Origin of the sequence: Thermobacillus xylanilyticus, from assembly GCF_907165215.1 — a bacterium.
GTDB lineage: Bacteria > Bacillota > Bacilli > Paenibacillales > Paenibacillaceae > Thermobacillus > Thermobacillus xylanilyticus.
This window is the reverse complement of record NZ_CAJRAY010000105.1, coordinates 48294-62208: the sequence shown is the minus strand read 5'-3', so window position 1 is coordinate 62208 and position 13915 is coordinate 48294. Positions and strand designations below refer to the sequence as shown.

15 protein-coding genes and 1 other annotated feature are annotated in these 13915 nt (G+C 64.2%); of the genes, 13 read left to right on the top strand and 2 right to left on the bottom strand.

Going from position 1 to position 13915, the window contains the following annotated elements; all coding sequences use genetic code 11:
* Positions 1-157: 157 nt before the first annotated feature.
* From KJQ12_RS19130 to KJQ12_RS19090, 9 genes are all read left to right on the top strand, one after another.
* A complete protein-coding gene (locus tag KJQ12_RS19130) occupies positions 158-682 on the top strand; it encodes a YqeG family HAD IIIA-type phosphatase (RefSeq protein WP_015255283.1) in 525 nt (174 codons plus the stop codon).
* A complete protein-coding gene (yqeH, locus tag KJQ12_RS19125) occupies positions 679-1806 on the top strand; it encodes a ribosome biogenesis GTPase YqeH (RefSeq protein WP_244860696.1) in 1128 nt (375 codons plus the stop codon). The genes KJQ12_RS19130 and yqeH overlap by 4 nt, the downstream gene beginning before the upstream one ends.
* 41 nt (positions 1807-1847) lie before the next feature.
* Complete coding sequence (aroE, locus tag KJQ12_RS19120; RefSeq protein ID WP_015255281.1) at positions 1848-2732, top strand: shikimate dehydrogenase; 885 nt, start codon at positions 1848-1850, stop codon at positions 2730-2732.
* A 48-nt stretch (positions 2733-2780) separates the two neighbouring features.
* Positions 2781-3077 (top strand): ribosome assembly RNA-binding protein YhbY, encoded by a 297-nt coding sequence (gene yhbY / locus KJQ12_RS19115; RefSeq protein WP_213487026.1) that lies wholly within the window; start codon positions 2781-2783, stop codon positions 3075-3077.
* 32 nt (positions 3078-3109) lie between these two features.
* The gene (nadD, locus tag KJQ12_RS19110; protein ID WP_213487022.1) at positions 3110-3700 is read left to right on the top strand and encodes a nicotinate-nucleotide adenylyltransferase; all 591 of its coding nucleotides are present in this window, start codon (positions 3110-3112) and stop codon (positions 3698-3700) included.
* Positions 3690-4271 carry a bis(5'-nucleosyl)-tetraphosphatase (symmetrical) YqeK gene (gene yqeK, locus KJQ12_RS19105; RefSeq protein ID WP_213487020.1) on the top strand — a complete coding sequence of 194 codons (582 nt, stop codon included), beginning with the start codon at positions 3690-3692 and terminating at the stop codon, positions 4269-4271. The genes nadD and yqeK overlap by 11 nt, the downstream gene beginning before the upstream one ends.
* Positions 4271-4612: a ribosome silencing factor gene (gene rsfS, locus KJQ12_RS19100; protein WP_041853889.1), complete on the top strand. Its 342-nt coding sequence runs from the start codon at positions 4271-4273 to the stop codon at positions 4610-4612. The genes yqeK and rsfS overlap by 1 nt, the downstream gene beginning before the upstream one ends.
* Positions 4609-5502: a CvfB family protein gene (locus KJQ12_RS19095; RefSeq protein WP_015255276.1), complete on the top strand. Its 894-nt coding sequence runs from the start codon at positions 4609-4611 to the stop codon at positions 5500-5502. The genes rsfS and KJQ12_RS19095 overlap by 4 nt, the downstream gene beginning before the upstream one ends.
* 189 nt (positions 5503-5691) lie before the next feature.
* Complete coding sequence (locus KJQ12_RS19090) at positions 5692-6453, top strand: class I SAM-dependent DNA methyltransferase (protein ID WP_213487018.1); 762 nt, start codon at positions 5692-5694, stop codon at positions 6451-6453.
* Between the two features lie 311 nt (positions 6454-6764).
* On the opposite strand, the gene KJQ12_RS19085 is transcribed toward KJQ12_RS19090, so the two are convergent.
* Positions 6765-7835 carry an SPL family radical SAM protein gene (locus KJQ12_RS19085; protein WP_244860695.1) on the bottom strand — a complete coding sequence of 357 codons (1071 nt, stop codon included), beginning with the start codon at positions 7833-7835 and terminating at the stop codon, positions 6765-6767.
* Between the two features lie 176 nt (positions 7836-8011).
* Positions 8012-8249: a binding site (T-box leader), on the top strand.
* A gap of 68 nt (positions 8250-8317) precedes the next feature.
* On the opposite strand from KJQ12_RS19085, the gene leuS reads away from it, so the two are divergent.
* Positions 8318-10756, top strand: coding sequence for a leucine--tRNA ligase (leuS, locus tag KJQ12_RS19080; RefSeq protein WP_213487017.1), 2439 nt, complete (start codon positions 8318-8320; stop codon positions 10754-10756).
* Positions 10757-10769: 13 nt separating this feature from the next.
* Here the strand turns inward: leuS and comER are convergent, their stop codons facing one another.
* Positions 10770-11597: a late competence protein ComER gene (comER, locus tag KJQ12_RS19075; protein WP_213487016.1), complete on the bottom strand. Its 828-nt coding sequence runs from the start codon at positions 11595-11597 to the stop codon at positions 10770-10772.
* 169 nt (positions 11598-11766) lie between these two features.
* On the opposite strand from comER, the gene KJQ12_RS19070 reads away from it, so the two are divergent.
* The 3 genes from KJQ12_RS19070 to KJQ12_RS19060 form a co-directional block, all read left to right on the top strand.
* A complete protein-coding gene (locus KJQ12_RS19070; RefSeq protein ID WP_213487015.1) occupies positions 11767-12306 on the top strand; it encodes a ComEA family DNA-binding protein in 540 nt (179 codons plus the stop codon).
* A gap of 149 nt (positions 12307-12455) precedes the next feature.
* The gene (locus tag KJQ12_RS19065; RefSeq protein WP_213487014.1) at positions 12456-12983 is read left to right on the top strand and encodes a deoxycytidylate deaminase; all 528 of its coding nucleotides are present in this window, start codon (positions 12456-12458) and stop codon (positions 12981-12983) included.
* Between the two features lie 80 nt (positions 12984-13063).
* On the top strand, positions 13064-13915 hold an 852-nt coding region (locus tag KJQ12_RS19060; RefSeq protein ID WP_213487013.1), incomplete at its 3' end, for a ComEC/Rec2 family competence protein.

The window sequence follows — 13915 nt, the reverse complement described above, 5'->3', positions numbered from 1 at the left end:
TTCGGGGTTCGCGTTCCAAGCATCTTAAATGACTGCCCACGCTAGCTTGACACTGACAGCCGCCGCGCTGTTTTTGCAAACTTTTTCCCGTGTATGATATAGTTTTGGCATAAGCTGAGGGTACGGCACCAGGAACACGATACAAGGAGCATAGACTATGCTGGAATGGCTGCTCCCGCATCAGGTGGCGGGAACGATCTACGATATCGATCTGGAGAAACTTCAGGCGGAGGGCATATCCGGCATCATTTGCGATCTCGACAACACGCTGGTCGGCGCCCGCGTGCCGTCGGCGACGCCGGAGCTGGCCGAATGGCTGGCGCAAGTCCGCTCCCTTGGCTTTCGGATCATTATCGTATCGAACAACCGGCGGGCGCGGGTGTCCCGATTCGCGGAACCGCACGGCATACCTTATATTTTCAGCGCCCGCAAACCGGTGAGCACATCGTTCCGGAAAGCGCTGGATCTGCTCGGCCTTGCGCCCGAACAGACCGTCGTCATCGGCGACCAGATGCTCACCGATGTGCTCGGCGCGAATCGGATGGGGCTGCGGGCCATTCTGGTCAAGCCGATCGCGCCGGCGGACGAAAGCGTCTTTACCCGTGTCAATCGGCTCATCGAGCGGGCTGCGCACCGCAGACTGACGCGCAAAGGATTATGGCCCAAGGAGGATCGGCAGTGACAGCAAGCGATGCGACAACGGGCGCGCCGGTCTGTTCCGGCTGCGGCGTCCGGCTGCAGTCCGAGTCGCCGGACAAGCCCGGATACGTGCCGGAGCAGGCGCTCGGGCGCGAAGATGCGATTTGCCGGCGCTGTTTCCGCATCCGGCATTACAATGACGTGACGCACGTGGCGGTCGACCAGGACGATTTTCTGCGCATGCTTTCCGGCATTGCCGGGACGGACAGTCTTGTCGTCCATATCGTCGACCTGTTTGATTTCGAAGGGAGCGTCATCAGCGGACTGCAGCGGTTCGTCGGCAACAATCCGGTGCTGCTTGTCGTCAACAAGATTGACCTGCTCCCGAAATCGACGAACTGGAACCGGGTCCGGAACTGGGTGCAGCGGCAGGCGAAGCTGCTCGGCCTGAAGCCGGCCGAAATCGTGCTGTGCAGCGCCGCCAAACGGACCGGCTTCGATCGCGTCATCGAGGCGATCCAGGCGCTCCGCGGCGGCCGCGATATCTATGTCGTCGGCGCGACGAATGTCGGCAAGTCGACGCTGATCAACCGGCTCATCCGGGACTACAGCGATCTGGACCGGGAGCTCACCGTATCCCGCTATCCGGGAACGACGCTCGACCAGATCCGCATACCGCTGGACGACGGCCGGTACATCATCGACACGCCGGGCATCGTCTACCCGTACCGGCTGACCGAAACGGTTCCGAAGGGCGTGCTGCAGCGGCTTCTGCCCGAGAAACCGCTGAAGCCGCTCGTCTATCAGCTGAACGAGCGGCAGACGCTGTTCTTCGGCGCGCTTGCCCGTTTCGATTTCGTGCGCGGCGAGCCGCAATCGTTCACGCTCTATGTCTCGCCTTCGCTGTATGTCCATCGGACGAAGCTCGAGCGGGCGGATGAAGTGTACGCGGAGCACAAGGGCGAGCTGCTCGCTCCGCCGAATGCCGATGAACTGGATGCCATTTCGCCGTGGACGCGGCACTCGCTGCGCATTCCGCCCGGAAGCCGGACCGACATCAGCATTTCCGGACTCGGCTGGATCCGCGCGAACAGCCCGGCCGGCGCGTTCGTCGAAGTCTACGCGCCGAAAGGCGTGCATGTCATCCTGCGCGAAGCGATGATTTGATTCTGCCCGGTTTCGCGCGGGCCAGGGAGAGGTTGTCAGCGATGAATCAGACGACAGCGGCGGAAGCGGGGCCGGCCATCGACAGCCATACGGTGCTGTACGGCGTCATCGGCGACCCGATCCGCCATTCGAAATCGCCGGTCATGCTCAGCCGCGCGTTCCGGGAAACCGGCGTCAACGCGGTCTATCTCGCGTTCCATGTCACGGCGGAACGGCTGGCCGCCTTCGCCGAAGGCGCGCGGGCGATGGGCATGGGCGGCTTCAACGTGACGATACCGCACAAGACGGCGATCATGGCGCATCTCGACGAGATCGATCCGACGGCCGAAGCGGCGGGGGCGGTCAATACGGTCGTCCGCCGGGAAGACAAGCTGATCGGATACAACACCGACGGCATCGGCTATGTCCGCTCGCTGAAGGAAGAGGCGGGCGCGGAACTTTCCGGCCGGCGCATCGTCGTGCTCGGCGCGGGCGGCGCGGCGCGGGGCATTCTCCATGCGTTGGCGCTGGAGAAGCCGGCGCACATCGCGGTCGTGAACCGGACCGCGGCGCGCGCGGAGGCGCTGGCGCAGGCACTGCCGGCCGATGTGCCGAAGGCGGCGCTCGGGCCGGACGATCTGCGCGAGGCGTGCGCGGACGCCGACATCGTCATCAACACGACGTCCGCCGGCATGTCGCCGAACACGGATGAGCTGCCGCTCGGTATCGACGCGTCTTGGATGAAGCCGGGCGCCGTCGCGAGCGACATCGTCTACAACCCGATGCGGACGCGTTTTCTCGAGGAGGCGGAGCGGGCGGGATGCCGCACGCACGGCGGACTCGGGATGTTCATCTATCAGGGCGCCTATGCCTTCGAATATTGGACGGGACAGGCCGCCCCCGTCGCCGCCATGCGGGAGACCGTCATCCGGGCGCTCGGACAATAGCGGAACGCGCCCACGATGCCATTTGCAGGAAAGCAGGTAGATCCATTCGTGCTGACAGGTAAACAGAAACGTTTTCTCCGCGCGCTCGCCCATCCATTGAACCCGATCTTCCAGGTCGGCAAGGGCGGGATCAACGAGCACTTGATCCGCCATGTATCGGAGGCGCTCGAAGCGCGGGAACTCATCAAAGTATCGGTCCTGAACAATCAGGAAGGCGATCCGAAGGAGATCGGCGCCGAGATTGCGGAGCGCGCGGGCGCCGAACTGGTGCAGGTGATCGGCAAGACGATCGTGCTGTACCGGGAGTCGAAGGATCACAAGAAGATCGAGCTGCCCCGACCTTGACGGGCAGCCGGCCGAAGGAGCCTTGTGTAGCGATGAAGCGCGTTGGGCTGATGGGCGGCACGTTCGATCCGATTCATATCGGACATTTGCTGGCCGCCGAGACGGCCAGGGAGCAGTGCGGCCTGGATGAAGTCTGGTTCATCCCGAGCCGGACGCCGCCGCTCAAATCGGGCGCGCCGTCCGCATCGGGCGAGGATCGGCTGGAAATGGTGCGCCTTGCGATCGCCGGCCATCCGGCTTTCAAGGCGCTTGATCTTGAACTCCGCCGTCCGGGAATATCCTATTCGATCGACACGGTGCATGAACTGAGCGCGCGCTGTCCCGGCTGCTCGTTTGCGTATATTATCGGAGGGGACCGGGTGAATGATTTGCCGCGCTGGCACCGGATTGACGAGCTGGCGGCGTCCGTCGCATTCATCGGCGTCTCGCGGCCGGGGCATCCTGTCGATATCGGCAGTCTGCCGGAAAGCTTGCGCGGCCGGGTGCGCATCATCCCGATGCCGCAGCTCGACATTTCCTCGTCGGCCATCCGGGCCTTGAGGCGGGAAGGCCGGTCGGTCCGGTATCTTGTCCCCGACGGCGTGCATGATTTTATCGTAAGGAAGGGTCTGTATGGATCGTAACGCGATCATGGAGCGCGTCCGGACGCAGATGCCCGAGCGGCGCTGGGCGCACACCGCGGGGGTCATGGAAACGGCGGTCCGCCTCGCGGAACGGTACGGCGCGGATCCGGCGAAAGCCGAACTCGCCGCCATCCTGCACGATGTCGCCAAGTACTGGAAGATTGAAGACCAGAAACGAGCGTTGATCGAGAGCGGCGAAGCCGGCGATCTGCTCGAGTACGATCCGCAGCTCTGGCACGCCCACGTCGGCGCCCATGTCGCGAGGCGCAATTACGGCATAGAGGACCCGGAGGTGCTGGACGCGATCCGCTGGCACACGTCCGGACGCGTCGGCATGACGTTGCTGGACAAGGTGGTCTGTCTGGCCGATTACATGGAGCCGGGACGCGATTTTCCGGGCGTGGACCGGATCCGGGAGGAAGCCGGACGCAGTCTGGATCGCGCGCTCGTCCTTGGTTTCGATTCGACGATTTCTTTCCTGCTCGCCAATGGCCGGCTGATCTACCCGCTGACCGTAATGGCGCGCAACGATTTGATCCGACTTCTCGACAAGGAGGCCGATAACGGTTGATGCAAGCCGATGAATTGATGCAGCTCGTCGTGGACGCGGCGGAAGAGAAGAAGGCGCACCGCATTGTCGCGCTTGGATTGAAAGGCATTTCGCTCGTCGCCGACTATTTCATCATCTGCCACGGCAACTCGGATACGCAGGTGCAGGCGATCGCCGGCGAGATCCGCAAGCGTGCGGAGGAGCGGGGTGTTACGGTGCACGGCATCGAAGGACTGGAGGCCGCCCGCTGGGTGCTCATCGATCTCGGCGACGTCATCGCCCACGTCTTCCATCGCGACGAACGCGAGTACTACAACCTCGAGCGGCTCTGGTCGGACGCGAAAGTCGTGGAGTTCGCATGAGCCTGACGGCCGGGACGACCGTCCGCCTCGAGACGGTGCGCGAGGCGCCGCCGAACGGATTCATCCTCTCGGACGGCGAGCGCACCGTGCTGCTGCCATACGGCGAGATTGTCGGGGAAAGGCCGAATCCCGGCGATGTCGTGGAAGTGTTCCTGTTCCACGACACGCTTGACCGGCTGACCGCGACGACGCGCAAGCCGCTGCTCCAGCTCGGCGGGATCGCCAGGCTGAAAGCGGCCGACGTGCATCCGCGCTACGGCTGCTTCCTCGAGATGGGGCTCGGCCGGCAGCTGCTTTTGCCGAACGCGGAGCTGCCGCGGGAACGGGAGCTCAGGCCGCGTCCGGGCGACGAGCTGTTCGTCCGGATGGCGCATGACAAGTCGGGGCGGATCATCGCCGAATTGGCGGAGGAAGCCGATCTGCAGCAACTGGCCGTTCCCGCGCCGGCCGCCTGGTTCAACCGGACGGTGCGCGGCTGGGTGACGCGGCACGCGAAAGTCGGCGCGTTCGTGTTCGTGGACGGGGAGGCGTTGCGCGCCGGTGTGCTCGGTCTGATCCCGAGCAGCGAACAGACGCGGCCGCTGCGGCTCGGCGAAGCGTTCGAGGCGCGCGTCACGTTCGTCCGGGAAGACGGCCGCATCAACCTGTCGATGCGGCCGCGCAAGGAGATCGGACGAGAAGAGGACGCCGGGCGCATTCTGGAATATTTGCGCAGCCGGAATACGGGAGCGATGCCGTATTCCGACGAGACGCCGCCCGATGTCATCCAGCGCAAATTCGGCATCAGCAAGGCGGCGTTCAAGCGGGCGCTCGGCAAGCTGATGCGCGAAGGCATCGTGCGGCAGGAAGGAAGCTGGACTTACCTGAACGAACAACAGGATCAGCCGTAAGCCGCGGGACTGGGGCGGAGGAGGCGGCGGGCGATTGCCCTGGCAATGCGGGCGCGGTGACATCGGCGACGCAATTCCCGCGGGAATAAGCGATTCCAGTGCGGAAGACGCCATCCCGGCGGAGGAAGCCGCCTGCGCTTTCTGCTCCTGAGCGTTTCTTGCGGTACGGCTGAATCGGAAGGAGCCTGTATGCGGGCCTACAGACAATTCGCATCGGTCTATGACCGGTTGATGGAAGACATGCCCTATCCGGAATGGCTCCGGTTCGCCCGGCAATGCTGGGAACGGACCGGCATTCCGGAGACGGTCGTCGATCTCGGCTGCGGCACGGGCAACATCGCGATCCCGCTCGCCAAATCGGGATTTCGCGTCTTCGGCATTGATCTGTCGGCCGAAATGCTGGCCGTGGCGCGCAGCAAATGGGACGCGCAGCCGCAGCGGTACTCGGGCGACGGCTCGATCCGCTGGCTGCAGCAGGACATGCGAGACTGGGAGCTGCCGGAGCGGGTGGACACGGTGCTGTCCTTCTGCGACTGCATCAATTACCTGCTGGAAGAGGAAGATGTGGAGGCGGCGTTCCGCGCGACGCGGCGGGGGCTGAAGGACGGCGGCCTGTTCCTGTTCGACGTCCACGCGCCGCGGCAGCTCGAGCGGTATGCGGAAGAGCAGCCGTTCACGCTCGACGAGCGCGATATCGCCTACATCTGGACGAGCGAATACACGCCGGACAGGCGGGAAATCGAGCATCATCTGACCATCTTCGCCCGCGACGGCGAGGACGGCCGGTTTGTCCGGTTCGAGGAGACGCACGTCCAACGCGCCTATGAACCGGAGTGGATCCGCGGCGCGCTGATGCGGGCCGGCTTCTCGCATGTCGAGATGTACGCCGACTTCAAGCTGGAGCGGCCGGACGACAACGCCGAGCGGCTGTTCTTTGCGGCAACGGTGTAATGGCGTTGGCGGCTGTTGCCGCAGCTGATGGGTGCGGCAAGAACCGCGGCTGTCATGGGAACGGCAGAATAACGAAAAATTGGCATTTATTTTGCTGAATTGCGTATTTACAGCTTGAATAAAAGCATTTGCTTCGCTTATTATCGGGAAATCGTCCGATTTCGGCGGTTTTTACCAAAATAAGCGAATTTTTTTCTTCTGTTTCGCGGTTTCCGGCCCGATCAGCCGTAATAGAAGATTCGCGGCCGCATCGTGACATGCACACCGCGCCTCCAGACCACAACCTCTATCCGAACCGCGTGACTCCCCCCTCAAAACAGCGTCAACTGCAATGGAACGCAGCCGGAGCCGGCCGCGGGATCCCCGAACGGCCCGGATGCAAACCCGTCCGCTCCAGGCCCCGATCCGTTCGCCGGCAACCCGGCCTCCATCGCTTGTCCGGCCCGGCCGCCCGCCGCCAATCCGCCTTCCGTCACAGCGCCTGCCGCATCCCGTCCGGTTCGGTTATCCGCCGGCTTCCGCTTCGGGGCCCCCGGGCCGATCAGGCCGAGGCGGCGAAACTCCGCCTCCACCCGTTCGCGCGCCGGGCGGACGTAGCTCTCCGGCAAGCCCGCCCTGCGGTAATACAAATTGCCGTAAACCGGCGCCAGCTTCGGATAGTGCTGTTGCAGCACGCCGAAGAACCACTGCTTCACTTCCGGCGCCTGCAGCCGCAGGAAATCGATCATCGCCCGGTCCGCTCCGCGGCTCTTGCATGCTTCGGCCAATTCCGCCGCGGTTTCGCGGGAATCGGTCAAGTACGGCAGCATCGGCGCCGCGAACACCGTAACCGGAACGCCGGCGTCGGCCAGCCGGCCGATCGTCTCCAGCCTGCGCCGCGGCGCCGGGCTGGCCGGCTCAAACCGCCGCCAGACCTGCGCATCCAGCGTATGCAGGCTGATGTTGACCGACAGCACCCTTGCCCGGCGCAGGATGTCCAGGTCGCGCAGCACGAGCGGCGAGCGCGTCGTCACGCTGAACGGAACGCCGTAATCGGCCAGCGCCTCGATGCACCCTCTCGTGAGCATCGCCTTCGCTTCCAGCGGCTGATAGGGATCCGTCGCCGTGCCGATCGCCACATGGTCCGGCAGCCTGCCCTGCCGCGCCAGGCGGGCCAGCTGCCTCCGGAGAATGTCCGGTGCTCCCGCTTTCCAGTAAATATGGCGCTGGAACGTGTCGTCCGCCGGCTGTCCCAGGAACGTGTGCGTGCTTCGGGCGTAGCAGAAGCTGCAGCCGTGCTGGCAGCCGCGGTACGGATTGATCGACCAGTCGAACGGCATGGCGGGGACGCGCACCCGGTTCAAGATCGTTTTCGCAGCCATCGGTTCCACGTTCGGTCGCATGTCCGCCTCCAGATCAAAATACGAACATCTGTTCCCATCATAACACACGGACCGCCGGCTTGCCAAGCGCCCGACAAACGGCTGCCCGTCCGGTCTCCGCGGTCGGCCGGGACGTCGACCAAACTTGACACGCGCGGCCGGCTGCCCTATAATCGGGATAACCGTTTCATGACCAGATTATGGCTGTGAAGAGGAGCAGTAGTGCGATTCGCACCGGAAGAAGAGAGCCGGCGGCTGGTGCAAGCCGGACCGGTGGGCGCGCGAACTCGCCTCGGAGCCGCATTCGTGAACCGGCGCAATCCCGCGCCGACAGCGATGCCGTACGGCCCGCGTTAAGGGCCTCGAGTGGACAGCGGCGAAGCACGCCGGCTGTCAACTAGGGTGGTACCGCGGGAGAAGCCTCTCGTCCCTGGCAGATGCGCTATGGACGAAGGCTTTTTTTAAGTTCAAGGCGGTCAACAACGGAAGGAGACGCTAGCGAGATGGGCAAGGAAGAGAGACAGCACGGTTACGATCCCCGGACGATCGAGCCGAAATGGCAGGCGTACTGGGAGAAGAACAAGACGTTCAAGACGCATGACGACACGAGCAAGCCGAAATTCTACGCGCTCGACATGTTCCCGTATCCTTCGGGATCGGGGCTGCACGTCGGCCATCCGGAAGGGTACACGGCAACCGACATCGTCGCCCGGTACAAGAGAATGCGCGGCTACAACGTCCTCCACCCGATGGGCTGGGACGCGTTCGGTCTCCCGGCCGAGCAGCACGCGCTGAACACGGGCGAGCATCCGCGCGGCTTCACGGAGCAGAACATCAACAATTTCCGCCGGCAGATCAAGTCGCTCGGCTTCTCGTACGACTGGGACCGCGAGATCAGCACGACCGACCCGGAATATTACAAATGGACGCAGTGGATTTTCCTCCAACTGTACAAGAAAGGCCTCGCCTATGTCGCCGAAGTGCCGGTGAACTGGTGTCCGGCGCTCGGCACGGTGCTGGCGAACGAGGAAGTCATCAACGGCGTCAGCGAACGCGGCGGCCATCCGGTCATCCGCAAGCCGATGCGCCAGTGGATGCTGAAGATTACCGAGTACGCCGAGCGGCTGCTTGAAGATCTCGAGGAACTGGATTGGCCCGAGAGCATCAAGGAAATGCAGCGGAACTGGATCGGCAAATCGCAGGGCGCCGAAGTGACGTTCGCGATCGACGGACACGACGCGTCGATCACCGTCTTCACGACCCGCCCGGACACGCTGTTCGGCGCAACCTACTGCGTGCTCGCTCCGGAGCACGAACTGGTCGACAAAATTACGACCGAAGCGCAGCGTGAGGCCGTCGAAGCCTACCGCGAAGCGGCGGCGCGCAAGAGCGACCTCGAACGGACCGATCTCGCGAAGGAGAAGACGGGCGTCTTCACCGGCGCGTACGCGGTCAATCCCGTGAACGGCGCGAAGCTTCCGGTTTGGATCGCCGATTATGTGCTCGGCGGCTACGGCACGGGCGCGATCATGGCCGTTCCGGCCCACGACCAGCGCGACTGGGAATTCGCGAAGAAGTACGATCTGCCGATCATCGAAGTGGTCCGGGGCGGCGACGTGACGAAGGAAGCGTTCACCGGCGACGGTCCGCACGTGAACTCGGGGCTGCTCGATGGCTTGCATAATGAAGAAGCGAAAGCGAAGATGATCGAGTGGCTCGAACGGGAAGGCAAAGGCCGCGCCAAGACGACGTACCGTCTGCGCGACTGGCTGTTCAGCCGTCAGCGCTACTGGGGCGAGCCGATTCCGATTCTCCATCTCGAAGACGGCACGATGAAGCCGGTACCGGAAGAGGACTTGCCGCTGCTTCTGCCGGATCTCGACGAGATCAAGCCGTCGGGCACGGGGGAATCGCCGCTGGCCAACGCGACGGACTGGGTCAATACGGTCGATCCGGAGACGGGACTCAAGGCGCGCCGCGAGACGAACACGATGCCGCAATGGGCGGGCAGCTGCTGGTACTACCTGCGCTACATCGACCCGCACAACGACAAGGAACTGGTTTCGAAGGAGAAGGAGAAGTACTGGCTGCCGGTCGACCTCTACATCGGCGGCGCCGAGCATGCGGTGCTCCACCTGCTCTACGCGCGGTTCTGGCACAAGGTGCTTTACGACATCGGCGTCGTTTCGACGAAGGAACCGTTCCAGAAACTCGTGAACCAGGGCATGATCCTCGGCACGAACAACGAAAAAATGAGCAAATCGCGCGGCAACGTCATCAACCCGGACGACATCGTAAACGAGTACGGCGCCGACACGCTCCGCATGTACGAGATGTTCATGGGACCGCTCGAGGCGACGAAGCCGTGGAACACGAACGGCGTCGAGGGCACCTACCGCTTCCTCTCCCGCGTATGGCGGCTCTACGTCGGCGAAAACGGCAAACTCAATCCGAAAATCGCCGATGGCGACGCGGATGATGCGTTCAAGCGCACCTGGCACCGGACGATCAAGAAAGTGACGGAGGACTACGAGAACCTCCGCTTCAACACGGCGATCAGCCAGCTCATGATCTTCGTGAATGACGCTTACAAGGCGGAGCGTCTGCCGCGCAAGGCGATGAACGACTTCCTCCAGCTGCTCTCGCCGATCGCGCCGCATATCGCGGAAGAATTGTGGGAGCGGATGGGGCATTCCGACACGATCACCTACGAGCCGTGGCCGGAATATGATGAAGCCTGGACCGTCGACCAGGAGATCGAGATTGTCGTTCAGGTGAACGGCAAGATCGTCGACCGCGTCAAGGTGGCGGCGGACGCGCCGGAAGACGAGCTCGAACGGCTGGCGAAGGAAAGCGCCCGGGTGCAGGAACTGACGGCCGGCAAGACGGTGCGCAAGATCATCGTCGTCAAGGGCAAGCTCGTCAACATCGTCGCGGGCTGACCGGCCGGGCGGATCAATGCTTCACGGCGAAAGACTGATCGACTTTCGCCAGATCTTCCCGGAACTTGGCGTGCGTCGTCCGGATGAGCCGGTTGAAGACGCCGTCCAGCTCCGAGTCGAGCTGTTTCAGCGCGGCGGCGGTGATGCCGCCCGGCACGCACACCCGGCGGATCAGTTCCTCGGCCGAGAGTCCTTCGGCGGTCAGCAGCCGCCCCGTGCCGAGCAGCATGCCGGCGGCCAGCCGCTCGGCTTCTTCCCGGCCGATGCCCGTCTCCTCGACCGCGGCGTCGACGAAGCGCTGCAGGACGAACGCCATGAAGGCGGGCCCGCAGCTCGACAGATCGGAGACAACGCGCGTATATTTCTCGTCGATGCGGATCGGCTGGCTGATGTGCGACAGCAGCCCTTCCAGCATCGCCATTTGTTCCGGCTCGATGCGGCTGCCGTAGATGCAGAGCGTCACGCCGCTGAGCGCCATGTTCGTAATACTGGGAATCACTTTGGCGACCCGGCAGGGAAGCCATTCTTCCAGATGGGCCAGAAGCACTGGACTGGTGATCGAGACGATCAGCTGTTCCGGCTGCACGCTGGCCCTTATTTCGTCGATGACCGGCTTGAAATCGAGCGGTTTGACGCACAGGAAGACGAGGTCGCGGCCGGCGGCGGCTTCCGCGTTCGAGCGGACGGCGCGCACACCCGGGTAGCGGAGGGCGAGCCGCTCCGCCTTGGCGGGCGTCCGATTCGCCACCGCAATGCATTCCGGCGGCAGCGCCCCGGATCGGATGAACGCTTCCACCAGCATGCCGCCCATGCTGCCCGTTCCGATAAACCCGACATTCACCATTGAACCCTCCCGTCCGAAATCAGTAAACGGCCGGCTCCGTCCTTTTGGACGGGCGCATCCGATTTGCTTAGAACGATAAGCCGTTTCGATAAATGCCTGCTCTAATCAACCTATGCCCGCCCGATTGTCCGACATGACACACAATACGAAGGAGGTCGACAGGAAAATGCAATCGTTGACTCAGCCGCGGATGTTCGGCGCCGCCGGACTGCTGCTGCTGGCCGCCGGGCTGCTGTGGGGAGCGTTCAAGCACGAGAAGCCGGAGCGGCTTCCGCCCGGCTGGCAGCCCGTGAACGACCGGTTGGCCGTTTCGGCAAGCGACGATGCGGCCGGAGGCGACGCCGGCCCCCCGACAGCCGGTCAAACCGGCGAGGGCGAAGCGGAACCCGCCGGCGGACCGGATGAGACCGCGGCGGACCTGAATGAGGCAGCGGCGGCGGATCGCCCGGATGAAGCCGGCGCGGAGCATGCGGCCGTCGCTCCGGCCGGTTCCGCCGGTTTTGACATCAACCGCGCGACGGCGGCGGAATGGGACGAGCTGCCGGGCATCGGTCCGGCGAAGGCGCAGGCGATCGTCGAAGACCGGGAGCGGAACGGCCCGTTCCGCAGCATTGACGATCTTGCCCGGGTGAAGGGCATCGGGCCGAAACTGCTGGAACGGCTGCGGGAAGCGATCGAGGCAAGGCAGCATGCGACGGGCGGCTAGGCCGGGAGCCGCTGCCGGCATGCCGGCCGGCCTGCGGAAGTCCCGCGCCGCAGACCGGCTGCAGCCTGTTGCCGCAATTTGGCGGATATGAGACAATGGGGGACAGATGCAAGGCGGGGAAACCGGACGCGAAAGGATCGGTGCAAACGATGTCGCAAACCGCTATCGTGCGCAAAGATTGGGATACCTATTTCATGGATATCGCCTACATGGTGTCGACGAGATCGCGATGCCTGCGGCGCCGGGTGGGCGCCGTGCTGGTGCAGGGCAAGAAACTGCTCGGCACCGCCTACAACGGTGCGCCGATGGGCGTTCCGGACTGCTCGGAGGCGGGCTGCATGATCGCCGAACAATACGAGGTCGAGATCGTGGACGGCGAGGAGCGGGTCGTCAAGAAGGAGCGCTGCATCCGGACGATCCATGCGGAGCAGAATCTGCTGCTGTTCACCGACCGGATCGACCGCGAAGGTTCGACGGTGTACGTCACCGATCAGCCGTGCTGGACATGCGCCAACATGCTGGCGAACAGCGGCGTCACCGAGATCGTCTACCATCGCCCCTATCCGAAGGACGCGGACAAAGTCAGCCGCCTGATGAGCCAGAAAGGCATCATCTTCCGGCCGCTGGCGTCCTATGAACCGCCGGCGCAGGCCGCGGGCGGCATCGACGACAATTGAACGGAATCGTCCGGAGGAAGCACCTCCGTGCGTGTGAATCACGCACGGAGGTTTTTTCTTTGGCAAGGGAGGGAGAAGCCATGTTCCGGAGGCCGCTTGCCGCATTCGCGGCATGCTGGATCGCGGGCGGCGCGTCGGCCGCGACGTTCGGGCGCGCGGGCGTGCTGATGGCCGGCCTGTCGCTTGCGGCCACGCTGGCCGCCCTCGCGCTGGCGCGCAGGATCGGCCCGAGGACGGCCGCCGCCTGCGCGCTCGCGTACGCGCTTGCCGCTGTTCACCGCGTCTGGACCGACGAGCGCAACGTGACCGAGCTGGCCGAACTGGCCGAAGCCGCCGAGTCGGGTGAACCGCCCGCCGCCGTCGAAGCCGTGCTGACCATCGATTCCGTTCCCCGGATTGACGGCGACCGCGTCATGTTCCGCGCCAGGCTCGAATCTGCCGCTTTCGGCGGAGGGGAGCCCCGGAAGCTGCGCGGCGAACGGGTGCAGGTGCGCATCCGGCTCAAGGAAGAAGCCGAACTTGAGACGGCTTCCCGATGGCGGCGGGGCGACCGTGCCGCCGTCTCCGGCGTGCTGGAACGGCCCGGCGAAGCCGTCAATTTCGGCGGATTCAATTACCGCGCCTACCTGTACAGACACCGGATTCATTGGTTGCTGGAAGCGAAGTCGGCGGACAGCCTGGAGCCGCTCGGCCGGGGCGGCGGCGCGGGGCTGACCGTGCTGCGCGCCATGGACCGGCTGCGCGAGTCGCTTGCCGGGCGGATGGAATCGCTGTTTTCCGGCAGGCAATCCGGCTACATGAACGGACTGGTGCTCGGGGTGCGCGAGCAGCTCGACCCGGAGCTGTACGCCGGGTTCGCGGAGCTCGGACTTACCCACATTCTCGCCATTTCCGGACTCCATGTCGGCGTCTTTCTGCTCGGCGTCGGTTTC

Coding starts and splice junctions, on each gene's coding strand:
- aroE (WP_015255281.1), top strand. CDS start 1,848: ATGAATCAGACGACAGCGGCGGAAGCGGGGCCGGCCATCGACAGCCAT.
- KJQ12_RS19095 (WP_015255276.1), top strand. CDS start 4,609: ATGAGCCTGACGGCCGGGACGACCGTCCGCCTCGAGACGGTGCGCGAG.
- nadD (WP_213487022.1), top strand. CDS start 3,110: ATGAAGCGCGTTGGGCTGATGGGCGGCACGTTCGATCCGATTCATATC.
- yqeK (WP_213487020.1), top strand. CDS start 3,690: ATGGATCGTAACGCGATCATGGAGCGCGTCCGGACGCAGATGCCCGAG.
- leuS (WP_213487017.1), top strand. CDS start 8,318: ATGGGCAAGGAAGAGAGACAGCACGGTTACGATCCCCGGACGATCGAG.
- KJQ12_RS19070 (WP_213487015.1), top strand. CDS start 11,767: ATGCAATCGTTGACTCAGCCGCGGATGTTCGGCGCCGCCGGACTGCTG.
- KJQ12_RS19090 (WP_213487018.1), top strand. CDS start 5,692: ATGCGGGCCTACAGACAATTCGCATCGGTCTATGACCGGTTGATGGAA.
- KJQ12_RS19065 (WP_213487014.1), top strand. CDS start 12,456: ATGTCGCAAACCGCTATCGTGCGCAAAGATTGGGATACCTATTTCATG.
- KJQ12_RS19130 (WP_015255283.1), top strand. CDS start 158: ATGCTGGAATGGCTGCTCCCGCATCAGGTGGCGGGAACGATCTACGAT.
- KJQ12_RS19085 (WP_244860695.1), bottom strand. CDS start 7,835: ATGCGACCGAACGTGGAACCGATGGCTGCGAAAACGATCTTGAACCGG.
- rsfS (WP_041853889.1), top strand. CDS start 4,271: ATGCAAGCCGATGAATTGATGCAGCTCGTCGTGGACGCGGCGGAAGAG.